General features: G+C 59.5%; 19 protein-coding genes and 1 pseudogene. 10 read left to right on the top strand and 10 right to left on the bottom strand.

What is annotated here, in order from left to right; translation table 11 throughout:
- The first annotated feature begins 326 nt into the window (after positions 1 to 326).
- Positions 327 to 1703: a hypothetical protein gene (locus MTX19_RS31485; protein ID WP_280985638.1), complete on the top strand. Its 1377-nt coding sequence runs from the start codon at positions 327 to 329 to the stop codon at positions 1701 to 1703.
- A gap of 258 nt (positions 1704 to 1961) precedes the next feature.
- Positions 1962 to 2429 (top strand): annotated as a pseudogene (locus tag MTX19_RS31480) (IS630 family transposase); the annotation flags it as partial.
- 195 nt (positions 2430 to 2624) lie between these two features.
- Here MTX19_RS31480 and MTX19_RS31475 read toward each other — a convergent pair.
- The 4 genes from MTX19_RS31475 to MTX19_RS31465 form a co-directional block, all read right to left on the bottom strand.
- Positions 2625 to 3242, bottom strand: coding sequence for an aminodeoxychorismate/anthranilate synthase component II (locus tag MTX19_RS31475; RefSeq protein WP_280984935.1), 618 nt, complete (start codon positions 3240 to 3242; stop codon positions 2625 to 2627).
- 450 nt (positions 3243 to 3692) lie between these two features.
- A complete protein-coding gene (locus tag MTX19_RS39385) occupies positions 3693 to 3929 on the bottom strand; it encodes a chorismate-binding protein (RefSeq protein WP_348638231.1) in 237 nt (78 codons plus the stop codon).
- A gap of 823 nt (positions 3930 to 4752) precedes the next feature.
- The gene (locus MTX19_RS31470) at positions 4753 to 5070 is read right to left on the bottom strand and encodes a Dabb family protein (RefSeq protein WP_280973376.1); all 318 of its coding nucleotides are present in this window, start codon (positions 5068 to 5070) and stop codon (positions 4753 to 4755) included.
- 166 nt (positions 5071 to 5236) lie between these two features.
- Positions 5237 to 5872, bottom strand: a complete 636-nt coding sequence (locus MTX19_RS31465; protein ID WP_280980752.1) for a GntR family transcriptional regulator — start codon at positions 5870 to 5872, stop codon at positions 5237 to 5239.
- A 120-nt stretch (positions 5873 to 5992) separates the two neighbouring features.
- On the opposite strand from MTX19_RS31465, the gene bioB reads away from it, so the two are divergent.
- From bioB to MTX19_RS31440, 5 genes are all read left to right on the top strand, one after another.
- Complete coding sequence (bioB, locus tag MTX19_RS31460) at positions 5993 to 6988, top strand: biotin synthase BioB (RefSeq protein WP_280980751.1); 996 nt, start codon at positions 5993 to 5995, stop codon at positions 6986 to 6988.
- Positions 6989 to 7035: 47 nt separating this feature from the next.
- Entirely contained in the window at positions 7036 to 7389 is a 354-nt protein-coding gene (gene panD / locus MTX19_RS31455) for an aspartate 1-decarboxylase (RefSeq protein WP_280980750.1), read from the top strand.
- An 87-nt stretch (positions 7390 to 7476) separates the two neighbouring features.
- Positions 7477 to 8655: an 8-amino-7-oxononanoate synthase gene (locus MTX19_RS31450; protein ID WP_280985637.1), complete on the top strand. Its 1179-nt coding sequence runs from the start codon at positions 7477 to 7479 to the stop codon at positions 8653 to 8655.
- An 896-nt stretch (positions 8656 to 9551) separates the two neighbouring features.
- Positions 9552 to 10187: a dethiobiotin synthase gene (gene bioD, locus MTX19_RS31445; RefSeq protein ID WP_280980748.1), complete on the top strand. Its 636-nt coding sequence runs from the start codon at positions 9552 to 9554 to the stop codon at positions 10185 to 10187.
- Positions 10184 to 11449 carry an adenosylmethionine--8-amino-7-oxononanoate transaminase gene (locus MTX19_RS31440; protein ID WP_280980747.1) on the top strand — a complete coding sequence of 422 codons (1266 nt, stop codon included), beginning with the start codon at positions 10184 to 10186 and terminating at the stop codon, positions 11447 to 11449. Before bioD ends, MTX19_RS31440 begins: the two co-directional genes overlap by 4 nt.
- Positions 11450 to 11853: 404 nt before the next feature.
- Here the strand turns inward: MTX19_RS31440 and MTX19_RS31435 are convergent, their stop codons facing one another.
- From MTX19_RS31435 to MTX19_RS31405, 6 genes are all read right to left on the bottom strand, one after another.
- Positions 11854 to 12507, bottom strand: a complete 654-nt coding sequence (locus MTX19_RS31435; protein WP_280980746.1) for a nucleotidyl transferase AbiEii/AbiGii toxin family protein — start codon at positions 12505 to 12507, stop codon at positions 11854 to 11856.
- Positions 12508 to 12512: 5 nt separating this feature from the next.
- Complete coding sequence (locus MTX19_RS31430) at positions 12513 to 13295, bottom strand: excisionase family DNA-binding protein (RefSeq protein WP_280980744.1); 783 nt, start codon at positions 13293 to 13295, stop codon at positions 12513 to 12515.
- Between the two features lie 1493 nt (positions 13296 to 14788).
- Entirely contained in the window at positions 14789 to 14980 is a 192-nt protein-coding gene (locus MTX19_RS31420) for a hypothetical protein (protein WP_280980743.1), read from the bottom strand.
- 605 nt (positions 14981 to 15585) lie between these two features.
- Complete coding sequence (locus MTX19_RS31415; protein ID WP_280985636.1) at positions 15586 to 15912, bottom strand: hypothetical protein; 327 nt, start codon at positions 15910 to 15912, stop codon at positions 15586 to 15588.
- Between the two features lie 81 nt (positions 15913 to 15993).
- On the bottom strand, positions 15994 to 16485 hold the full coding sequence (locus tag MTX19_RS31410; RefSeq protein WP_280980741.1) for an Hsp20/alpha crystallin family protein: 492 nt from the start codon (positions 16483 to 16485) through the stop codon (positions 15994 to 15996).
- 82 nt (positions 16486 to 16567) lie between these two features.
- Positions 16568 to 17029 carry an Hsp20 family protein gene (locus MTX19_RS31405; RefSeq protein WP_280980740.1) on the bottom strand — a complete coding sequence of 154 codons (462 nt, stop codon included), beginning with the start codon at positions 17027 to 17029 and terminating at the stop codon, positions 16568 to 16570.
- A 747-nt stretch (positions 17030 to 17776) separates the two neighbouring features.
- Between MTX19_RS31405 and MTX19_RS31400 the strand changes: the two genes are divergently transcribed.
- The 3 genes from MTX19_RS31400 to MTX19_RS31390 all read left to right on the top strand — a co-directional run bounded on the left by MTX19_RS31400 (position 17777) and on the right by MTX19_RS31390 (position 22382).
- Positions 17777 to 19018: a cytochrome P450 gene (locus tag MTX19_RS31400; protein ID WP_280985635.1), complete on the top strand. Its 1242-nt coding sequence runs from the start codon at positions 17777 to 17779 to the stop codon at positions 19016 to 19018.
- A gap of 185 nt (positions 19019 to 19203) precedes the next feature.
- Positions 19204 to 19449 carry a hypothetical protein gene (locus tag MTX19_RS31395; RefSeq protein ID WP_280980739.1) on the top strand — a complete coding sequence of 82 codons (246 nt, stop codon included), beginning with the start codon at positions 19204 to 19206 and terminating at the stop codon, positions 19447 to 19449.
- Between the two features lie 716 nt (positions 19450 to 20165).
- Positions 20166 to 22382, top strand: coding sequence for a hypothetical protein (locus MTX19_RS31390; protein ID WP_280980738.1), 2217 nt, complete (start codon positions 20166 to 20168; stop codon positions 22380 to 22382).
- The last annotated feature ends 238 nt before the right edge of the window (positions 22383 to 22620 follow it).

Raw genomic sequence — 22620 nt, 5'->3', positions numbered from 1 at the left:
CAAGCGGCCGGCATGCCTTCAACGAAGAGGTCCGTCTCAGTTGGCCGCCATCGGGACCGCATCGTCCAGAACGCTTCCCAGTACCCTTTATTTTGGGACGATCTTGCAGGCCCCATGCTGGTATTCCACCAATAGAAGCTGCTCGTGCCGGCTCCGACTTAACCGGTCAGTGTTTCCTTAAATAGGCAATCCGGCAGGCGCGTCGGACTGGCCAACTTGGCTCACTTAAGCGCGTCAGCTTGTCGACAGCTAATCCCGATAGAGCGAGAACCAGAGAGCGACCCTATCTGCTCAGGATTGCGAACCGACTCAAACCGAGAGGGGACATGGACCCGTTTAACAGCATCAACCCATTCGACCGAGACTTTGCTGCTTACAACGCCGCGGTGCCACAACCGCAACAGCAGCAAGCGGAGTTTGAGCCGTACTTGGATGAAGTGCCGCAGCTTGATACCACTGCCGTCGACGGGATTCCCGTTTCTCCAGATCGCTACAATCCTCATCTGTCTGATGAAGACCGTAGATTCACCGAGGCGTCGGAACTTGGGGACCATACTGCACGCGGTCCTCATCCCCCGGACGCAGTCACTAGACGCGTTGGGGACGCCGCTTCTCAGCGCAGCGCGTCGCGTGAAGCTTTGAACTGGCCTAAGGAGATGACTGCCGAAGGTCACGATCAGGATCCGCCGCGAGCTATAACGGGCGAAGTCATCCTAGCATCGTCTCTCAAGCCAGCCGCGCGCGATCACCAAACACCGGATCCCGGAGAAGCCGTTCGTCACTCCAACTGGAGCTACGGTTCCCAGCCGGCTCACAACGAGCTGACCGGGAGCCTCCCCCTTTCAAGTCACGCGGCTCGCGTGGGTGAGGATTACAGCCGGCAGTTGTGTCCTGCGAAGAGGCAGAGGACGCTAGGCCATGCGGAACTGGATGCTATTGAGCGCCAGCTGAGCGAGCCGGGCAATTCAATAGCTCGTGTGCTGATGGAAAGCGCAGGCGCACCGTCGCCTTTCGGGCCAGCGGTCGATTCGCCATTGGTCCTTCCTGAGGAAGGTTACGATCAGGATCAGCTGTGGGCGATGGTGGAAGACGTCGGCCCATCATCGTCTCTCGAGCCAACCGCGCGCCATCAGCAGACCCTGGATTCAGGAGCCGTCGTTCGTCCCTTCAACTTCCGGCAAGGCGACCAGCACGTGTTGGCTGCGCCTGACGGTAGCAGCATTCCGCCGAGCCAGGACAGCCGACCCAACAGTTTCCTGGTTCACACTGACCGCTACACCGCGCTGTTCGTGCCCGCGGCGGCGATGAGGCGAAGCACCCCACTCAATCCGCCAGGCGCTGCCATTCGTCGCGGATCTCGATTGGAAAGCGTTCCGCAGCCTAGCGCGCGGCCGGCGAATCCGGCCTCGCCAGCGCGGCTTGGACGGTCGACGGAGCAAGCCGCCCCGGCGTCCTCCAGGGCTGAGAGGACGTCCCCCGCGGTCCGCGAGATTTATGCAGCATCATGGGCCGTTCCCGAGGGCTTTTCGCACGGCACCCAACCCGCCCCGCCCACGATGATTTCGAAGCTCGGCCGCTGGGGCCTCTTGCCGGACGCGGCGCAGCCGGAAAAACAATATGACATTCGCGGCGAGCGCTATACCGCCCTCTTGGGTCCGGAAGGGCCCAACGACGTTCGGCTCATCCATTATCCACGAATGTAGACGCCGAGGAACACTCGACACTAGGAGCCCGTCCAGATAGCTCTGATAGCGGGGTTGTTATTGGACGGCAGCTTGCTCCAGCGACTCTGCGACCTTGGCAATGGGGCGGGCGGTGCAAATGAGCGCTGCCCGTCCCGATGAACTTGCGCGCAACATCGCTCAGCGACTCCTCGTTGAGCCGAAAGCCATCGTCCCTTTATTGTTTGGGAAGAGCCAATGGCCAAAGCTGCGAAGAAAACCTAACGCGTTCTTGGCCACGCCTTGACCGACCAGAGCCACGATTACAAGCGGCATGGCACGACAACATTAATCGCCGCGCTCGAAGTCGCCACCGGAAAGATCATCGCGACGCATTCAAAACGCCGGCGCCGCGTCGAATTTCTCGATTTCATGAACAGCCTCACCGCGGCTTTTCCGAACCGGAAGCTTCACGTCATCCTCGACAACCTCAACACCCACAAGAAGAGCGAGGACTGGCAAGGCCCACCCAACGTGCAATTACATTTCACGGCGACAAGAGTGTCCTGGTTCAATCAGGTCGAGGTGTGGTTTTCGATCTTGCAGGGGCAGTCGCTCAGCGACACCTCCTTCGCAAGCCTCAAGCAGCTGCAGGATCACATCGATGCCTACGTCAACGCGTAGAACGACAGATACGAACCCTTCGTCTGGACCAAGAAAAAGGTCCATCAACGCCGTTTCAAAGGACGCCGTATCACTCAGCTCTGATTCCGTGTACTAGACGCGTGATCCCCGCCCCGTCGCGCGCGTATCCCCGATACGTGCTGCGCCTGTCTCGCACGCGCGATTAACCACAGCTCAGCGCGCATTAAGCGATCAGCATTGCGCGGTGGCGAACAGAGTGAGACTTCGCTCTCATCCTGATTGATTGTCGCGCCATACAGCATCTCCCGGTCTGGTTTCTCAGGTTTGGGCTGGCGTGACCTTTTCGACTGTCGCGCTGCCGAAAGTTCTTGCCAATTGCAGGAAGTTCGCAAGGAGCTCGTCTCCTCCTTGGGTCAGTATCGATTCCGGATGAAACTGTACGCCATAGGTTGGTTGATGGCGATGGGCCAAAGCCATGATCTCACCTTCAGCTGAACGGGCTGTCACCATGAGATCCTGCGCGCATGGCTCAGTGAGTTCGACGATCAGAGAATGGTAGCGCCCGACGCAAAGCGGAGACTGTAATCCCTTAAACAGCCCCCGGCCGTCATGGGTTATGCACGAGGGCCGGCCATGCATGGGGCGACGCGCGCGCGCCACGCGCCCGCCGAAAGCGCTTCCAACGCACTGGTGCCCGAGGCAGATCCCGAGAATTGGGACGCGACCGGAGAGCTCGCGGACCACGGCGGTGGATATCCCAGCCTCCATAGGCGTGCGGGGACCGGGCGAGATGACGACTGCCTGTGGCTTGAGGCCGAGGACGTCGCCGACGGTGACCGCGTCATTTCGGATCACTTGCGCCTCTTCCCCGAGCTTACGGACATGGCGGGCAATATTGAAGACGAAGGAGTCGTAGTTATCGATGATGACGATCAAAATGCACCAAATGTTGAGACGCGAAAGCGTCAACGATTCGCTGTGCCTTTGCGAGCGCCTCTTCATATTCGGCCTCCCGACCAGGCATCGCCATTATCCCGCGGCGTGCATGCAGCGCGGCCAGGTCATTGTCGATCATCATACTGCGGATCGCAATGTTCCTACCCATGAGCCCATTCAACCCGTGAAGCCGATCATGCCGCAATATACGTCTCGCGCCGCTCGTTCGATATCCGCAATGATTCCCATCAATCGCATCGTTGACGCTCCAGTTCGCGGAACTGTCCGGAAGCGAAGCTCAGAGCACTCTGCGTCTTGGTCTGCTGCAGTGCGGCGCCTGACCATCGAGCCGAAGTGGTTCGCCGACGCACAGGATTCGAGGTGGCACAGCGCAAGGAACTTCCATCAACCGCCGCCAGTGTAACGGCGGATAGATCGTTGCGCAGCGGGTCAACGATCGGCCACTGTCCTTTTCGGACGGAAGCGGGATTTTAGCACGGCGTCGGTTTGCCTTGGAGTTCCAGAATGTGCGATCGTGCCCTTGACGGAGCGCGCTTCCATGCGTCGTCCGTCGAGTCTCAGGAATCGTTCCGGCGATGCAATTGTCAGCTTGCCCTGGCCCAGCAGCGCTGCAAAGCGCGCTGGATTCGACGACGGCAGCCCGCAGTAGAAGGCAAGCTGATCCAATGAGGTCGACAGCTGTGCGCAAAGAGTGCTGCCCAGCGTTCACCTGGAAGACGTCGCCTGCCAGAATCGAGGTCGACGACGTGTTGGAACGCTGCAATTAGTTTTGCCGGCTGAAAGTTCGAATGCCACGGGTCGGTTGAGCTGGAGCCCCTATTCTGCGGCGAGCTCGGGCTAGCGGGGCGAGCTGCCGTCGGCGCGACTACGCCAACGCTGGCTCCGCCGTGCAGCGTCCTGTTCGGGCCGTCCGGCGGAAACAATCCTGCGCAATCATGATGGCCTCGAAGCTGACGACCAGCCCATAGATGCGCAGGATTGATTGAGACAAGCGCTGACGGGCGATTGCCGGGATCGGCAAGTCGTTCTGACGTCCTGTTCAGATGACAGGCAAAAAAGCCTGCAGGCATCTCTGGAACAGAAGCAAATCGGTCAATGCTCTTACGGATACTTGGCGAGCAAAGAACTCTCCATGAATCGTCCTCGATAGCATCTCCGTTGCAACCGCCCTCCGTCCGCAACCATGTAGGTTCAGAACGGCTTGCAGGCCGGATATGAGTAGCCGCCGAGCAGCTCATGCCTTGCTGCGCTATCGAGAAACGCAAGATCAGGCGATTGCTCGAGACGTCGCATTGCTGCGGCAGGCTCGATTCACCGCAGTTGCCGTCAATGACCAACGAGTGGAGCGCTGCGAGAGGTCTCCCATTGGGTGGTCTTGCGCGACGGTGACCATCGTCCGCGACTTGCAAGCCATCGAGACCGGTTTCAAACTATTCCCGCCGGTGGACCCGGCTGACTGCCAGCGGACCGATGCGTGCAGTCACTTAGCTCATGTCGGCGTCGAAGCCGGGCGCGCATTGGTCGATACATCGTAGTCCGCGGCAAACCGCAGCTCACGGAGTGGTCGCACCCGCCTGATTGATTCCTGGTACAGATGATGCGCTTTGTAGGCCGCGAGTTCCGTCTCGTTGTCGAACTCACCGTAAACCACGACATCGATATCGTTGCCGAGGGCATCGCTCTTGCGGTTACGTGCAACCTCAAGCCGGCGCGCATGTGGGATTGTAGTGAGAAGCGATAGGCCTTCGATGATTTGCTCGATATGGGCCCTATCCTTCGCGGAGAACAAGACGATGTGACGAATCATGGAAGCCCTAAAGGAGGAGTGATGCCGCAAGGAGGCCGCATAACTATCTTGAGAGCCGGGCCGCCGCAATGGCCGCAGCCATAGGGACCGCGCTAGACCGCTCAAGGGCTTGGCGCTAGCGATGTTGCCCGCAGTCTGCCTTGGTACTTGCAACGACCTTATTTCGTCAGGAGGCCGGAAGGGCAAGGCGCTCAATCGTTTGAATGTGACGCGCGAGCAGGCGGCAGGCTTGATCGATATTGCGCGCTCGCAGCGCTTGCAGAATTAGGCGGTGATCCTGACTGGGCCGCGGTCGCCAGCCGCTCGTGCGGGCCATCGCGAACACCAATCGAGAATTTGCAAGCTGCAGTCCGTCGAGACTGGCGAGCAGGCGGGGCATTGCGCAGGGCGCGACGAGGGCCTGATGAAAGGCGCGGTTGGTAGCCTCAAATTCCTGAATGGTCTGCGCATTTTCCCCCTCGATCAGAGCGAGCTCGATGCGTGCCAAATGGTGAGACGTGAGCTTTGGGGCCGCATTGCGCAACGCGACCACTTCGAGCGCGGCGCGCATCTCGGCGATTTCCCTCACTGAATTGGTGTCGAGTGGCGCAACCCGGACCCCGCGACGAGGCTGAGCTACGACAAGGTACTGCGCCTCCAATTGTCGAAAGGCCTCGCGCACCGGAACGTGGCTTGAGTTGAATTCCCGCGCGATGTGATCCTGCCGGAGCGGGGCGTCTGGCTGCAGCGCGCCGTTGATGATGCGCTCGCCGATTGCTTGCGCAATGCGGCCAGTCATGGTTGCGTTCTCTCCGTTCATCATAGATTATCTATCATAAAAACGAATGCATTCGCATCTGGCCTAGGCTAGCATCCCGTAATCAATCACATCATAGATAATATCGGTTATTATCTATGATCCGTCGAGGGTGGGAAAATCAAGATGGACGCGGCTGTGGAGGGCGAGCGGAACGATGGCGCGAGCCGCGCATCGATCCGAAGTGATTGGGAACTAGCGGAGGCCGCAGCGCTCCATGACCTGCCGTTTTCCGACCTGATGTTTCAGGCGCAGTGCGTCCATCGCGAGAACTTCGATCCAAACCACATCGAAACGGCAAGCCTGCTCAGCATCAAGACCGGCGGCTGTCCGGAGGACTGCGGCTACTGCTCGCAGAGCGCACATTACGAAACGGGCCTGAAAGCCACGCGCCTGATGGATCGCGCAAATGTGGTTGCCGCCGCGCAGCGCGCCAAGGCTGCTGGCGCCGCCCGCTTCTGCATGGCCGCAGCCTGGCGCAGTCCGAAAGGCCGCGATCTCGATACTGTCTGCGACATGGTGAGTGCGGTTAAAGATCTTGGCATGGAAACCTGTGCCACACTTGGTATGCTGACATTCAAGCAAGCGACACAACTCGCCAACGCCGGGCTCGACTTCTACAATCATAACGTCGACACTTCAGCCGAATTCTACGGCAAGATCATCTCGACCCGCGCCCTGCAGGACCGCATCGACACGCTTGGACATGCCCGCAGGGCCGGTCTCAAGCTGTGCAGCGGCGGCATTGTCGGGATGGGCGAGTGCACCGCGGACCGACTGGGCATGCTCGTCATGCTCGCCAATCTCGAAAAGCACCCGGAAAGCGTGCCGATCAATCTGTGGAACGAAGTCAAGGGCGTGCCAGTGAACGACACCGCGGCGCGTCCCGATCCGATCGCATTTGCGCGGCTGGTTGCAACCGCCAGGATCATGATGCCAAAGAGCGTGGTGCGGCTCTCCGCCGGACGACAATACATGACCGACGAGGCCCAGGCGCTGTGTTTTTTGGCTGGCGCGAATTCGATCTTCATTGGTGACGTACTTCTGACCACCAAAAACCCGCAAGCCGATTGCGATGCAAACTTGCTCGGTCGGCTCGGCATCAAGTCCTCAGCCAAGTGAAACAGAGCAGTGAGCGCATTGCGCGCAAACTCCAGCAAAGGTGAGCCATGCAAGTCACGTTGATGAAAGGCAAAATCCATCGCGCCTCGGTCACGCAGGCCGATCTGCACTATGAGGGCTCGATATCGATCGATCGCGCGCTATTGGATGCGGCGGGATTTCTGGTCAACGAGCGCGTCGAAATCTACAACATCGAAACCGGAGCACGGTTCGCCACCTACGTCATTGAGGCGCCGGAAGGATCGGGCACCATAGGTCTGAACGGTGCAGCCGCGCGGCTGGCGATGACTGGCGACAAGGTGATCATCGTTGCATATGCCTCTTTCGAGAAGGCGGAAGCCAAGGAGTTCAAGCCTCGCGTTGTGCTGGTTGATCGAGAAAATCGTATTCTGCGGGGCTGAAATGAACGAGGCCAATGTTGGGACCGCTTGGTCTTCGTCTGCCAATTGAGACGTATATGGCCAGCTGACGACGTTAGGAAGTCAACGATGAACTCGATCCACGCCGCGAAGGTGACCGACTATGTCGCGGCCCTGCGCGCCTTAAAAGAAGACGATCGGTTGCGCGGCCTCAAACCGCGCGCGGGCATCGATTTTGCGTCGAACGATTATCTTGCGCTCGCGAGCGCGCCGAGCATGAAAAAGGCCGTCCTGGCTGCTCTCGAGACCGGCACGCCGATCGGAGCCGGCGGGTCGCGGCTGCTGCGCGGCAATTGCGAGGAGCACGAAAGACTTGAGGCCGAAGCAGCGCAGTTCTTCGGCGCAGAGACTGCGCTGTTCTTTGGCGGCGGTTACGTTGCAAATTTTGCCGTCTTGACGACGTTGCCGCAACGAGGCGATTTGCTCGTTCTCGATTGCCTTGTGCACGCGAGTATTCATGAGGGCGCGCGGGCAGGGCGGGCCGATTTCCGCATAAGCGCTCACAACGACCCTGAATCGGTCGAAAACGCGATACGCGATTGGCGTGCGAAAGGCGGAACAGGCCGCGTATGGATTGTGGTCGAAAGCCTCTACAGCATGGACGGCGATTTCGCTCCGCTGGAAGACCTGGTCGCGCTCGCAGACCGGTACGACGCATTCCTGATGGTGGACGAGGCTCATGCGACGGGCGTCTACGGCGAGCAGGGACGAGGGCTCACCGCGCCTTACGGGACGCTCGAAAATCTCCTGGTCGTCCACACCTGCGGCAAGGCGCTCGGTGCTGCCGGAGCGCTTGTTACCGCCTCCGGTGTGCTGCGCGACTTCATGGTCAATCGCTGCCGTCCGTTCATTTTCGCCACCGCGCCCTCACCGCTGATGGCCGTCGCCGTACGCGAGGCACTCTTGATCCTGCAGGAGGAGCCCGAGCGTCAGCAACGCCTGGCCGAGCTGGTCGCGTTCACTCATCGACAGTTGGCTGTGCGCGGTTGGGAAAGTTCATCGATCTCGCAGATCGTGCCATACATCGTTGGCAACAACGCAGGTGCAATGAATCTTGCCTCTGCGCTACAGGCTCGCGGCTTCGACGTCCGCGCAATCCGGCCACCAACCGTGCCGGCAGGAACAGCCCGTTTACGCATTTCGCTGACACTCAATGCGGGGCAGGATGACGTGCGTTCAATGCTCGATGCTCTATTCGAGGAGACGAGAGATGACGCGTTATCAGGTCGGGGTCATGGTGACAGGTGAAGGATCGGACAAACGGCTTCTTGTGTCGGCATCTTTTGGTCGCGAGCTATCAAGAGGCCGATGCTGGCCGAGCCCGATGATGAGATCGAGATCGAACTTTCCGGGCCGCCGGACAATCGGGCACCCGGTCGAATCTTGGCCGAATTTTATGGTCTTCGAATGCCTGCCTCGCTCAATTATCCTGGCAATTTTGCGGGCGTTCGCGAACGACACGGACGTTGCTCGATGTGGCCGGACACCGAAGACCGGCGCTCGTGTGTTAGACAAGTTACCGACGCTGGCGCTGTCCGCACCATTCGCTTTGAACGGCCGAGCCGGATGTGTCAGTGAATAGTCTCCAGGTTGATGATGCAGCTCTTTTCGACGGCGCTGGACGAAATGAACTCGACCACCCAACACGTCACCGCCGTTCAAAGCGTACCGTTCTGCGTCAATTAGGAGACATCCTGCAGCGCACATGCGCATTCGTCCGATCCGGACAATGTTTGCCTGCCCACGGCAATCTCAACCTGTCACAACGCTTGAAATTCAACTCATGAGAGCGGCCGCGATGCGCCGTGCCTTGACCTTCTATGCGTTTAACCCGTCTGTTGGCATTCGAGCAAGATCCTCTGGTTCAAGGATGGAGCGAAGGCGATGGGCCGCCTGTATGACGATTGCGCGGCCACCGTTGAAATGAGGCGATCCGGAACGCCGTTATAAGCGCGCCGAGCGCCGTTTGCTCGGTTCTGCGCTGGCGCTGATCACCTTGGACCGGCCCCCGATCCTCCACAAGGCAGTGACAGTTCCTGCAAAGTGGCATCCGTTCGCGAATTTCACGGGCGCAGAATGCCGTAGCGGATGACGTGAGTACGATGCTCGACCGCTCTGGTCGAGGAGACAAGAGGTGATAGTCAATGAGGCAGCAGCGAATTGTGGTGACTGGCACAGATACCGGGGTTGGAAAGACGGTTTTCTGCGCGGGGCTCGCCAATCTTCTCGATGCGAATTATTGGAAGCCGATTCAGGCTGGCCTTGAAGGAGAGACCGATACCGAGGTCGTCGCGCGGCTTGGCGGTCTTGCGTCCGATCGCATCGTGCCGGAGCTCTACCGCCTGCGAACGCCCGCTTCGCCGCACCTTTCTGCGGAGCTCGACGAAGTTCGCATCAACACGGACACGCTTGATGTGCCGGACACCGGAGGGCGTCCGCTCGTGATCGAGGGAGCCGGCGGGCTCATGGTGCCGCTGAGTGGCGGCACACTCTACATTGATATTTTTGAGCGATGGCGGCTTCCAGTCGTGCTCTGCGCGAGCACTGCGCTGGGAACGATTAATCACTCGCTGCTCTCGATAGAGGCCCTGCGAAAGCGTCAGATCGACATTCTCGGAATAGCTTTCATTGGCGAAAAGAACTCGGAAGCTGTAAGGGCGATATGCGAGATTGGCCGGGTACGTTGGTTGGGGCGGCTACCCCTGATTGCGCCTCTGTCGTCAGAGACGCTGCAGGCCGCGTTTAATGCCTCGTTTCGTCGAGATGATTTCGCGCCATGATACCAAGGAAGAGGTCGCCGATCTGGCATCCGTTTACGCAACACGCGCATCAAGACGAGATGACAAGGATCGTACGCGGCGAGGGGGCTTATCTTTACACCGCAGACGGGCGCCGCATCATTGATGCCATCTCCTCCTGGTGGGTCGTAACCCATGGGCACTGCCATCCACATATCGTTGGCGCAATCCAGGAGCAGGTTGGCAAGCTCAACCAGATCATCTTCGCCGGGTACACCCATGATCCGGCCGAAGAGGTCGCAGCGCAGCTGCTAAAGCTCGCGCCGCCCGGTCTCGATCATGTCTTCTTCTCCGACAGTGGCTCAGCCAGTGTAGAAGTGGCATTAAAGATGGCGCTCGGCTACTGGCATAACATAGGCAAACAGCGAACACGCATTGTCATGATGCAGCATTCCTATCACGGCGATACGGTCGGGGCGATGTCCGTAGGTGGCCGGAGCGTATTCAACGCGGCCTACGAGCCTCTGCTGTTCGACGTGACCTCGGTTCCGTTTCCGGTGAAAGGTTGCGAACAGGCGACGCTCGATGCGCTCGAGTTCGCTTGTCGAAATGAAAGACCCGCAGCATTCATTGTCGAGCCTCTTATATTGGGTGCCGGCGGGATGCTGATGTACCCAGCCTGGGTGCTCAAGGAGATGAAGCGGATCTGCGAAGCATCTAATGTTCTCTTCATTTCCGACGAGGTGATGACCGGCTGGGGGCGCACCGGAACACTATTCGCCTGCGAGCAGGCCAACGTCACGCCTGATATCGTCTGCTATTCGAAGGGCATCACGGGAGGTGCGCTTCCACTCGCGGTGACACTTTGCCGCGGCGATATTTTTGAGGCGCATTATTCGAAAGACCGTACGCGCACGTTTTTTCATTCGAGCTCATATACCGCAAATCCCGTGGCCTGCGCTGCCGCGAAGGCCAACCTGGACCTATGGCGAAATGAGGAAGCTCGCCAGCGGGTGGCGGCGATGTCGATGATGCAAGAGCAGGCAATCGAGCCATTCCGCGCCGACTCGCGCTTTGAAAACGTCCGTCGCACCGGCACCATTACCGCAGTTGATCTGAAAACGAGCGACGCTGGCTATCTCGCCGATATCGGTCCGAAGCTTCAGACATTCTTCAAGGAGCGAAGCCTGCTGTTGCGGCCGCTCGGCAACACGATCTACGTGATGCCGCCATACTGCGTCACGAAGCCGGACCTCGACACAATATACGCAGCCATCATGGACGCTGCTGATGCGCTGACATAGGAGGTCGTTCGCGTGCGTGGCCAGCGGCAGATCGACTTCCAATTCGGCTGCGCCCTGACTCCTGCACTGAAGCGTCATTCAATAGCCGCTTGCTGGCGCCGCGCCAGACCGGATTCATCGGGGCGAACGGCGCTGGCGTTCTGGATTTCGCAACGTTGTCGGTCACGTATCGCCGCCGACGGTTCTGCTGGCCTGTTTCAGCGAGCGCACCACTTGTGGATCAGATGACATCTTAAATTGCAGCCTTTGCGATAGCGAAAGGACTGCGGTTATTCATTCAGCGGATTGGCAAAATCGGCAAGGTCGTCAAGCAACGTGTCTCTTCCATCAACCGCGATGAGCCTGCTCGGGATCGGCCCCCGATAGGAAACGCTCGCAATTTTAGCTGCCGCCTGCCAGGCGAGCTATTTTATCGCCGAATTGACCGACTTATGGAATCTGCGCCACGAGCACGCGAACGGTTTCCAGACACGTCTTCTGCTCATGCTCCCATCCAGGTTGGCGAGCTCTGCAAGGTCAGCCTTCAGGTAGTCGACGCGGATGCTATTGACACGCTGAAGAAGGTCGTTCTTCTTCGAAGCGGCCGCACTCAAATTTGCGGTAAGCGCGTTGCCGTCGATCTTCTTGATAACTGCGAGATCGAAGATGTCACGAGGCTTCAGCATTGTTGCACGATGGTGCAGTTTTTTGAGCCCGATCTCGGCTGGGGGCTCGACCGCAATCGTCGGATTCCATCCCGCTCGAACCGACGTCAAATCGATCTCTTTTTCAACTGGATCAAGACCCGATAGCGCGCCGCTGACGATGAAGTCGATCTCGCCCTCGGGATATCTGAGTTTGAGATAGTGGGCGGCATTGTCCCAATCGGTGCAGTTCCACACGTCCGTCGTATCCGGCGATAATAGGGCAAGATATTGCGGGTCGTCGATGAACGCATCGATGTCTCGGCTCAGTCGATGGTCGGCGTAGAGCATCAGGGCCGTGCCGCCGCCCAGTACCCATTCGGGGACCGCGGCCCTGTTGCTGGAGGTCCGAAGGCCCGTCGAGCGTGCGACCAAGCAGTTTATGCCAGCTGCTCAAGTGCGATCTCCAATGCTGGGTTGGCTTCGCCGGTGGCCGACTTCATCGACCGATAAGAAGTGGCCAAGTCTTGAATGGGAATAGCGTGAAAGCGAGCGAACTCCAAGACAAGCTCGGGTCGTACTTCCGTAAAGAACGTCACGACGTGCGCTATCCAGTCGTGCCAATCCCTCGAGGTAATGCGAGCCACAAGATCAGCCGCATTCATGGTTCGGCGATACGGAGCGTTCGTGGTGCCCAGAACGAGTTGATCGATATCACTAGGTCTGCGGGGCAGATTGGAAGAGCGTTGAATGCTCTTCTTCGATCTCTTCGCGCGCCCCGCTGATTTGCCTTTCTCTGCATCGGCAGTGAGCGCCTCCGCGAAGCCGCGCCGGCGTTCCTCAAATTTCTTCAGGATCATGACGTCGTTGATACGGATCCTGCGGTGCGTTCCGACCAGACGAAAAGGGAGCTTGCCCGAATCCATTCGCTGATAAACCAGCGGCCGTGACATGCCGAGGAGTTCAGCCGCTTTCTCGGCCGAGATCTCGAGCTCTGGGTTGAGAACAACAGCTTCGCCCGTTTCGGACAGCACGGCGAGAATGCCTTTCATGGCTGCGAGCAGAGACCGAGGCAGTTCTTCCGTGAGTGTCTTGCCATCGGCTGTGATGGCGAAAAGCCCACCATGCCCGAGCATCGCGGTGCGATCCAGGAAATCGGCTGCCTTACGCGCCGCGTTGCGCTCGCTACTTTTGATGTTTAGCCGGGTCAAAGCCTGAGCCACGCGCGGCCTCCAACTGTAATAAATGAAACAAATGTAATATCTGATGGGCTTCCTGACAAGCCGTAAATCGATGATTTGGCAGCACATTCAGGGCCCAATGACGAGGCGAGATTGCGTAGCGTTGGCTTAGCGGGTTGGCGGAGAGCGGGAGCCAGTGATCAGTGTGCTCGGAAATCCCGGCGCCCGGAATCCGTGGTGCATGGAACCTTTTGGTCGCGGAGGCGAAGCCTTAAACGCCTCGAACAAGCCGATTCCGATCTCGCAGCGCTGCCGAGATCCCAGCCCAATCCGGACCGGCTTCGATCCGTCGGCTGAGCGCGACGATCAGGAAATTGGAGACCTTTGCCGTCGCCGCGCTTGCCACACTGGCCGCGTTGGCTGGCCTGGTATGGGGTGCGCGCCTGGTGATTGGTTGGGGTAATTAGCCAGGATGCGTCGGCGATTCTCAATTCGTCCGGGAGGGGGGCGGTCGGTTGTCAGACAATCTAGACTAGTGTTTGACCGCCTTGCTTTGGTGTGAATGTTGCGACCCGGCTCACACAAGAGGCGCTCAACTGCTAGGAACTGCCAATACCGCCGTGGTGTTTCCGCGCTCGCTCGAGGTTCCATCCGCTTCTTCAGACATCTCTGTTCAAGCACATCGATAATGCACCACGCGCGAGATGCTCGGCAACGCCAACGTTACTGAACGCCGGAAGGGGCACGTCTTCTCCCGGTTTAGGGGCAGGGGCAACACTAGATCGCGAGCAAGGAAATCGACGCTGCAAACGCATTCCAAATCGGGCCGCGTGCTAATTGACCAAATTGCCAAGAACCGAATCGGGTTTCGGCGGCGAGCCTACCGCTCCCGGCCCGCTCGTCGAAGGCGGGTCTCGCAGATGCGCGTCGGCCCCGCGTTCGTCGGCCTTGCGGCGCGGTTTCGCTGCACTCTTTGCCGTCCTCGTTGGCTTAGTGTGCGAGGGGCTTGATGCTTGCCGCAACCCGTGACGACGTTGCGGCCTGGATTTCGCGTTGGCGCGGTCGGCTGGCCATGTTGCTTCTTGGCGTGCAATTGCTGAAACGTGGACTCGTGATGGTCCTCGAACTTCTCGGGTTCGAAGTGCTCGGACTTCTTCTGGACGAGATGCTTGGCAGGATCCGGCATATCTTTCTTGATCTTCACGACGTCGTCGAAGTATTCGGTTCGGGTACACTTAATGTCAGGCTCAGGAAGCTCAGGACGCAATACGACAGCGTCTCCGTTCCTTGCCGATCATCCGCGGCGACTGGCTGCTCGCGTGGCGAAAGCAATGAAGCTCACGGCGCGCGGCGACCGTGCTCTGGTCGCGGGTGGGTAGGAACTACGAGATCAGGTACGAAACCAAGACAACCACAAGTCTGCACGATTGATGAAGAAGGCGGCAAAGAAAGTTGGCGACAGCCGCAAGCGGGTGCAGCGACGTCTGGGCTCCCGCGCGAAGCAGCGCAGCCGTTAGGTTGTCGAATCCGCAAATTCAGTCACGCTTGGCCTCGGGATGAGAATCGACATTCGCTCTTGCCGCAGCCAGCGCCTCCTGACTGGTTTGGTAAGTCATTGTCCGGATGGCTTGCCCGCCGGCCAGGGGTGTGATCTCAACCAACGAGCCACCGCCTGGTTGCTCGATGACCAGAAGTCGATGACCTCGATACTCAATCCCCTTGTTCATCGTTGATGAATCTACATCGTTCGCCCGCCACTACTTGGCATGCACGTGAAATGCGAAATGACCGTCGCAAACTGGCTCCTCTTGAAACGGCTCACCTCGTGCTAAAGGCAGCGCCTCGAACAGCGTGTCACCGGCTCGGTGATCGGGTAACAACGCGCCTTCGGCAACAAGTCACTCCTGCCCGCGAAAGCAGCGGTTGCGCCTAAAGAGGCCGCCAACTGAGGCCGCCTCAACGGATCACCGTGACCAGAAGTCCAAGGCACGTAATGAGCGTCGCCGTGCTCAGCGTGACTGTCATAAGCGCCCGTCGCGCCCACCTTTCCAGGATTGCGTTCCATCGTGGCTAAACGCGGCTTGCCGCATTTCGTTCATCAACCATTCATAAAAGATGGGCCGCGTAACCGAACTAGGGCCGGACAGGAGGCACGAAGCAACGGAGAGCGGTCAGGCCAGGCCACGCCGGTGCCGGAATTATCGCCAGAGTGTCGCCTACGCTCGCCGCGCGGGGCGGTTCCCCGATCGGCTCATGAAAGCGATGAACGGAATGGCCCACGTCGCCGAAGCACGCCCAAGCAGAACCATCGTCACGACAGTCTGTGTGAGCATCATGCCAACCTTCGCGGGGCGGCGGCCCAAGGCCGCCGCAGCCGCATCGGCACGCCCCCGGGGGGCGGCGGATCGTCGTCGCCGTCGAGCTTGCGCAACGAGGCGAGGATATCGGCGAGCCGGATAGTGTGGCCCATGCCGGGGACCTCGCGCAAAGCAGGACAGGATTCGACGGCGAACATGTCGGATGCCCAGGACGACAAGATGATCCGCTTTTCCGGCGCGGAGAGTTCGTCGTCGTTCAGGACATCCTCTGCAGACGCATAGTGCGCAGCGGGGTGGAAGAGGGGATCAAGATTGCCTGCGTTCGTGTTGGCATTGGTCATCGATTGCCTCCCCTTACGCTCCTTTCCTCGGGACGGGTTTCGGTGAGTTCGGGCGGCGGCGGCCGCCGCCCGTGATCGTCTTTACTGCGAAGTGATCGCGATGCGCTTGACGCCCGCTCGCGGGGTCGCGGACTTCGGCAGCGAGATGGTCAGGACGCCGTTCTTGAACGACGCCGCGGCCTTGTCCTCCTCGACGTCCTCGAGGGCGATCTGTCGCTGGAACGAGCCGTAGTAGCGCTCGCTGAAGTATCTGCCTTCGTCCTTGCGCTCGCTCTTCTTCTCGCCGCGGATGGTTAGCACCCCGTTCGCGATTTCGATCTGGATGTCATTCTCCGTCATGCCGGGAAGCTCGGCCGAGATCGTCAGAGCCTTGTCGGTCTCGCTGAGCTCAATCTTGGGCCAGCCGAATTGCCCTTCCATGAGCGGGGACAGGGCCGTCCCGCCGAAGCCGCGGAAGACATCTTCGAACAGTCGGTTCATTTCGCGATGAAGCGTCATGAACGGATCATGGGTGCCGCGCGCCGGCGCGAGCTCCTGGTGTCTCGACCAGGGAATGAGATCACGAACTGCCATGGTTTTCTCCTTCGTTGCATGGGCCAGGGAGCGCGGCCACGCCTGCGCGCGCCGCGTTCCGTTGTCGAACCTCGATCAGGCGTCAGGCCGCCTTCTTCTGCTCGATCTGCGAGGCGGGAGAGGCGCCGCTTCCGATTTGAATCCGGCGCGGCCTCATGGTCTCCGGCACTTCGCGCACGAGGTCGACGATCAGTAGTCCGTCGCGGAAGGAGGCCCCCTTCACTTGGACGTAGTCGGCGAGATTGAACACGCGCCGAAACGGACGGGCGGCGATGCCCCGGTACAGGAACTCGCCGGCCGCTTTCTCGGGTTTCCTGCCCTCGATGGTGAGCGCGTTCTGCTCGGCCGTCACGGAGATGTCGTCGGCCCCGAAGCCGGCGACGGCGAGCGAGATCCGATAGTGGTCCTCGCCGGAGCGTTCGATGTTGTAGGGAGGATAGGGGTCTTCGCTCGCCTGGCGCAACGTGCTGTCGACGAGATCGGCCAGGTGGTCGAAGCCGATGGTGGTGCGCCACAGGGGCGCGAAGTCAAAGGTGGTCCTCATAACCAAGTCCTCCAAAGAGCAAGATGGATACAAGGAGCGCAAGGGCAGGAGTCAGAGCGGGTCTGATTACCCGGCCCGGCGCCCGCGCCGGACCCGTTAAGGCGCCCGGCGCACCGCATTCGCGGCAAAAAATGACTTAGAAAAACGCAAAGCCGTTTCAAGGGGTGGCCGCGAAAAAATGCACCTGGCGACGTGCCGTCGCAAGGGCTCGCGGCCGCGATGGGGAAGTGGCGCTTGACAGCTATTCGGGCCGAATATTCTTGCGCCGCGAAATCCTCATTTTCGGCTTTCTCAACACCGAAAGGGACCAGGGCGACCGTCAGAAGTGACGAGAGGCTCGATGAAGATTTTGCCTGCGCGCGCCACCGTAACAGCAGCCGCCTCGATCAACACATCGATATCCCAGCTCAGTCGATGCTCATAGAGCATCGAGCCGCGCCGCCGCCAGTACCCATCGGGAGCGGCTGTCCGTGCATCCTGGCTTTGCGTCGCCTTGGGCACGACACCAATCCGCCAACCGAGCGGTAAGAGCTCTCATCCGTCCACAGAGCAGATCGATTTGGAAAGTCAATACGATCCATACTGCCGGATCTGGCAGGGGTGGGCTACCTGCAGTTTGGGATAGTCTGATCAAGCGACACGCCCGCAGCCACACGCCCGCAGCCAAAAGCCACGACAGTTCGAAGTCCTGACTCGCAACCCCTGGATCGGGAAGCTCTCGGGAGAGCAGAATCTTGGGAGACGATAATGGAAAAGCACTCAGAAGATTACGGAGCTGATGATGCGTGCGATATCCCGCTGAGCAATCTGGATGTAAGCGACGCCAAGCGGTTTCGAGACGACAGCATATGGGGTTGCTTCGAACGGTTGCGAAGGGAAGATCCCGTTCACTACTGCCACGACAGTCCCTACGGTCCATATTGGTCGGTTACGAAATACCGAGATATCGTAGCAGTAGATACAAACCACAAGGTATTCTCGTCAGAACAAGGCGTCACGATTGTCGACGTGCCTGATAAGCACTGGACCCAGAGTTTCATCAAGCTGGGGCCTCCCAAACACGCCGCGCAACGCAACACCATAAGTCCGATAGTCGCAGCGGAAAACTTGACGAAGCTCGAGAGCCTAATCCGCTCTCGGGCCAGGACAATTCTGCAGGGCTTGCCGCGCAATGATGCCTTCAATTGGGTGGAGATGGTCTCCATTGAGTTGACGACGCAGATGCTCGCCACGCTGTTCGACTTTCCATTTGAAGATCGGCGGCTGTTGACCTATTGGTCGGACGTCGCCGTCGCAGCTCCGAAAACAGGTCAGGCGATCGACAGCTGGGACAAGCGAAGCGCAATCTTGTCCGAGTGCCAAAGTTATTTCACTCGACTTTGGAATGAACGCATTGAGGCCGAGCCGCGCCTCGACCTGATTTCCTTGATGGCGCACTCGCCCGCCACACGCCATATGGAGCCGAGTGAGTTTCTCGGGAATCTGATTCTTCTGATCGTGGGGGGAAATGACACCACGCGCAATTCGATTACCAGCGGCCTCCTGTTCATGGATCAGTACCCGTGCGAACTGCGAAAACTGCGTGACAATCCCAAGCTGCTGTCGAGCGCTGTGTCTGAGATTATTCGATACCAGACGCCTATCGCACATATGCGCCGCAACGCCGCGACCGATAGCATCCTAGGTGGAAAAAAGATCAGGAAGGGCGACAAGGTCATCATGTGGTACATCTCCGGCAACCGGGACGACGAAGTCTTCGAGAATGCCAGCAGCTTCATCATCGACCGCAAGAACGTGCGGCAGCATCTTTCCTTCGGATTCGGCATCCATCGCTGCGTTGGTCGACATCTTGCGGAGCTTCAGTTGAAAGTCCTCTGGGAAGAGATGTTGAACGCGCGGTTGGAGGTCCAGGTGGTCGGCGAACCCGAGCGAATTGCGTCTAACTTTGTGCACGGTTATTCGGCACTCCCTGTGAAGATTGCAGCTTAGACTGTGATGCTCTGGCTTGGGCCCGACACGCAGCACGGCTTCAGCCGTCTGCTACGCGGCCTCGCCAGCGATGAACGGTGATGCCTGACTGAGGCGTTTGCGTTGCCAACAGGCCAAGGCAGCCCATGGATGGTTTGTATATTCCAAGGTGTTGACCTTACGTTCTCGATCGTCAGGCGATGCGCTTGCTATTGAAAACCGTGGCGGTGGCAGCGAGTTTTCCTGGAGAAGCGCTTTCGGTCATTGCCGAGTTGATCGCCTCAAGACAGTTCGGAAAAACCGGCGGGGATCCGACTATGCTTCTGCCGATGTTCCTGCTGATATCGTACGGCGGCATCCTGCTCGTCTGCGGGTACACATTCGGCAATATGCACCTTAAGGATATCTGGAGCATGATCGTAAGTATCGGTCGGAGTTATTTTTGCCGGTGAGCCGATCCTCATGCTCTGCTCTTTCGAGAGGCGCCGACGGCCGGTTCGCTGAGCAGGCTGGCGCTAGGCGCGCTTGGCGCGCTCGCTGCGATATTGCGTGATACTTCTATGAACGTATTGTGGACGGCTGTACTTTGAAGAGGAAATAGCGCAAGTCGGCCCTGCGAGATCGAACACGAGGACGAGCGTTCTACCTCTGGTCGGGATTGGCGCATCAGGGTTGGATCCATAAGGTTTTCGGTCCGCTATTGGCACCTCCTTCGGAAGATGAGACGTGCGCGGCAGCCGAAGATCTCGCAATCGATACCACAGATAGTTTTCTCTCGCGACGATCCTGCCGACCGTTTGAGGACGGGGCATGCTGTAGCGGCTTTCCGGTGTCCGGATGCCAGGTCCATCCAGACAAAGTCGCTGGCGGGCGGGCTCTTTGGGAGCGCCGTCACGGCGGATCCTGTCGCAGCCTGACAGCGCAGATCCTTATGGCGGTCAGGGCGAGGCGGCGTCAGCGCGCCGTCATCCGCCGCAGCTCACTATCCGTCACTGACGCCATCGTCCTTGCATCCCTGCCTTCAGCAGCACGCCAGCTTCCATGGAATTGTAAGTCGCGGTGATCTGGGTTCTTGCGCATCCGGGAAAAGCGCCTTTCGTCAGCTGCTCGTCAGCCAGGCTGTCTATCCAGGGAGGCCGCGCATTCTCGACCTTACCGGAGATAGAATATGACGGGCATTGATCGATCTGGCAAATCGCACGTTGGGACTTCAGGTGCGGACAGCGCTGGAGGATTAAGCAGTTCGCGCTCGAACTCCGCCCTCGCCCCCGGGGAAGGCAGCCAATTCTTCGACACCGTCTTGGAGCGGATGCGCTCTGGGCACCGAGATGGGGCGACGTCGCACTCCAGCCACGCAATCAGTTCGGGGGCGGCAGCCCCAAGGATCGGCGAGATCAAGGCAGCGAAGCGAAAGATCGGCAACCTGCTTGAGAATTTTGATGCTAGCCGCAATGCTGCCATGCGGGCCCGGAACGAGGCGGAAGCCCAAGAGCTGATCGATCAAGTCGTCAGCGCAGGCTCAGCAGTTCTGAACTACTACGCGAGTCTGCCCCCAGATTTGGCGCGTCGCATTCTTTCCGACGATCAGGCTCGCCGGCTCCGCGATGACACGCTGGATGCCGGGAATCAATGTAACGTCGTGGCCAAAGGCATTATCGACAACTTGGAGAAGGCCAGGAAGAATGCGGCTGATCTGCTCGAGAAGACGCGCGACGCTCCGTCCTATCAGTTGAGCCGCATCGTCGCCAGTGTGTCGAAACGCTATATCGACTGCATGGAGTGGTGGGGAAAGAAGGCATTGCGCTCGGAGCGGATGCAGTCCGTCTGCGCAGCCGCCGCTGGCTTGCCAAGTGCCTCGCCCGAAATGCGACAGGCCGAAGAGGCTGGACTACGGCTGCATACAGGCTGGGCGCTGTATACGAAGTGCATGTATCTGCAATCGCGAATCGCTCTTGCGCAGATCTTGATTGAGGCGCAGGCGAGCACGTTCGAGCCAGCGGTGAGCGGCGCCCTCATGGGTGAGGACGGGCGGGTACGTCTGCTCGGGACGTTCATTGGGGATGTTTTTCCGGCATTCGTCTCGGCGTCCGGCCCTGTCCTAAAAGGCGAAGGACGGCCACTCGATGCAGAGCACCGTGCCGTCCTTGAAGGGGTCATGGAGCGGCTTTCGGAGTTCGCTTCAGGATTGCACGGGATCGTTGCCGGGCTAAGAGATGTCGGAACCAGTGCCGACCTGCCATGGGAGCTGTTGGATCACATCGTTGAAGGTGCGTGGGTCACGGCGAACGAAGTCATGCGGCTCATGGCAGTGCAGCCTGAGAGGCCAGCCGTGGTCGAACCGCCAGCCGGGGCTGTAGTGGCTGAAGGGAGTGCATCGCGCAAGAAGGGGAAAGGCAAGCGCGCGCCGGCCGCAGGCGAGGGGAGTTCGACGGGGCGGCCCGAGCCGCAGCTCGCCAGGTCTGACGCCGGCACGGCTCCAACTGCCAAGGTTATCGTGCTCTCGGATCTCGGCACGAAGAAACTCGCGAGCGCGGAGGAGGCACACGCGAGGGCGTCATCGTCGGCAACTGCACAGCTGGCGATGTGGCAGGCTCCCCCCTCCAGGAAAGCACTGACCGGACTGCTCGCTCGATTGGACGAACTCTTGGAGTTCGACCTGCCCCGTCAGCAAAGGGCCGTCTCGCAAGCCCGCCAGATGAAACCCGAAGATGCTGACCACATCGTGGGAACCGTCATTGAGCGCCTGCAAGGCCAGGCCGCTGAGATTGAGGCCTGTGTGTTCGCGCTGGAGGAGCCCCGTCGCAGCGGCCTCTTCACGCCCGTGCAAGTGCGCGAAGTGCATAGCAAATTAGTACGACTGAAGGCGATGTTGTCGGAGGTGCAGGGGCAGGCAAACGCTTTGAACGCGCGAAAGACCGCAATCATGATCGATTGCATGAAGAGCTACGCGTTTCCTTCCCAGAATTACCTTGAACAATTAAAGGCGGCCGGGGAGTTGGCGCCTCCGGATCAACCGCGCGCGTTGAATGGCGAGGGGACGCTGTTCGAGATCAAGCTGCAGCCCAAGGCGTTGCGCAATGGTACGATGCCGAGTCCGATGTGGGTGCACATCCATACCAAGCGACCGGTACCCGCGTGGCAGTTGGCGACGCTGGGCAATGCCGACTTCGCCGCTTGCCATGTGAAGTCCCATGAACAGCGCGGCTACAATCGGGACTGGCAGAACGCGCGAGCTAAGATGGGGCACGAAAACGTCGTGGTCCACCGTGGCAGGCTCACGCCTGCATTCTGTAGGTCTTTGTTGAACGCCGCGAGCGGCAACCCGGGATATCCTCTTTCCGAGACGGAGCACGCGTCGATGCAGTTCGCTCGCCTCGGGATGTAGTGAGCTGGCTGTCTTGTGGCAGAGTGCCGCTTGGGGCACCATCAGCCCTGCACCCAAGTCCGATCCAGCGGCACTGAACCGCACCTGGGTCCGGAGGGGCCAACGCCCTATGAGAACGAAGCCCAGACGAAGACGGAGTACGTCTCGCGCCACGAGGTAAATCGGTCGATTGCCGCGAAGGTCGGGCGCCTAGGCGGCAAGCGACGCCCGTGAGTGCGGCAGGCTGAGCGTTCAGATC

This window comes from Bradyrhizobium sp. ISRA464, from assembly GCF_029910095.1.
In the GTDB taxonomy this organism is placed as follows: domain Bacteria; phylum Pseudomonadota; class Alphaproteobacteria; order Rhizobiales; family Xanthobacteraceae; genus Bradyrhizobium.
Note: the sequence above shows the minus strand (reverse complement) of the source record. Positions and strands in the feature narration are given on the sequence as shown.

Bases quoted from the DNA above. Each gene is read 5' to 3' on its own strand.
- MTX19_RS31485 (WP_280985638.1), top strand. From the start codon at position 327: ATGGACCCGTTTAACAGCATCAACCCATTCGACCGAGACTTTGCTGCT.
- MTX19_RS31470 (WP_280973376.1), bottom strand. From the start codon at position 5,070: ATGATTCGTCACATCGTCTTGTTCTCCGCGAAGGATAGGGCCCATATC.
- MTX19_RS31465 (WP_280980752.1), bottom strand. From the start codon at position 5,872: ATGATGAACGGAGAGAACGCAACCATGACTGGCCGCATTGCGCAAGCA.
- bioB (WP_280980751.1), top strand. From the start codon at position 5,993: ATGGACGCGGCTGTGGAGGGCGAGCGGAACGATGGCGCGAGCCGCGCA.
- panD (WP_280980750.1), top strand. From the start codon at position 7,036: ATGCAAGTCACGTTGATGAAAGGCAAAATCCATCGCGCCTCGGTCACG.
- MTX19_RS31450 (WP_280985637.1), top strand. From the start codon at position 7,477: ATGAACTCGATCCACGCCGCGAAGGTGACCGACTATGTCGCGGCCCTG.
- bioD (WP_280980748.1), top strand. From the start codon at position 9,552: ATGAGGCAGCAGCGAATTGTGGTGACTGGCACAGATACCGGGGTTGGA.
- MTX19_RS31440 (WP_280980747.1), top strand. From the start codon at position 10,184: ATGATACCAAGGAAGAGGTCGCCGATCTGGCATCCGTTTACGCAACAC.
- MTX19_RS31420 (WP_280980743.1), bottom strand. From the start codon at position 14,980: ATGAACAAGGGGATTGAGTATCGAGGTCATCGACTTCTGGTCATCGAG.
- MTX19_RS31415 (WP_280985636.1), bottom strand. From the start codon at position 15,912: ATGACCAATGCCAACACGAACGCAGGCAATCTTGATCCCCTCTTCCAC.
- MTX19_RS31410 (WP_280980741.1), bottom strand. From the start codon at position 16,485: ATGGCAGTTCGTGATCTCATTCCCTGGTCGAGACACCAGGAGCTCGCG.
- MTX19_RS31405 (WP_280980740.1), bottom strand. From the start codon at position 17,029: ATGAGGACCACCTTTGACTTCGCGCCCCTGTGGCGCACCACCATCGGC.
- MTX19_RS31400 (WP_280985635.1), top strand. From the start codon at position 17,777: ATGGAAAAGCACTCAGAAGATTACGGAGCTGATGATGCGTGCGATATC.
- MTX19_RS31390 (WP_280980738.1), top strand. From the start codon at position 20,166: ATGACGGGCATTGATCGATCTGGCAAATCGCACGTTGGGACTTCAGGT.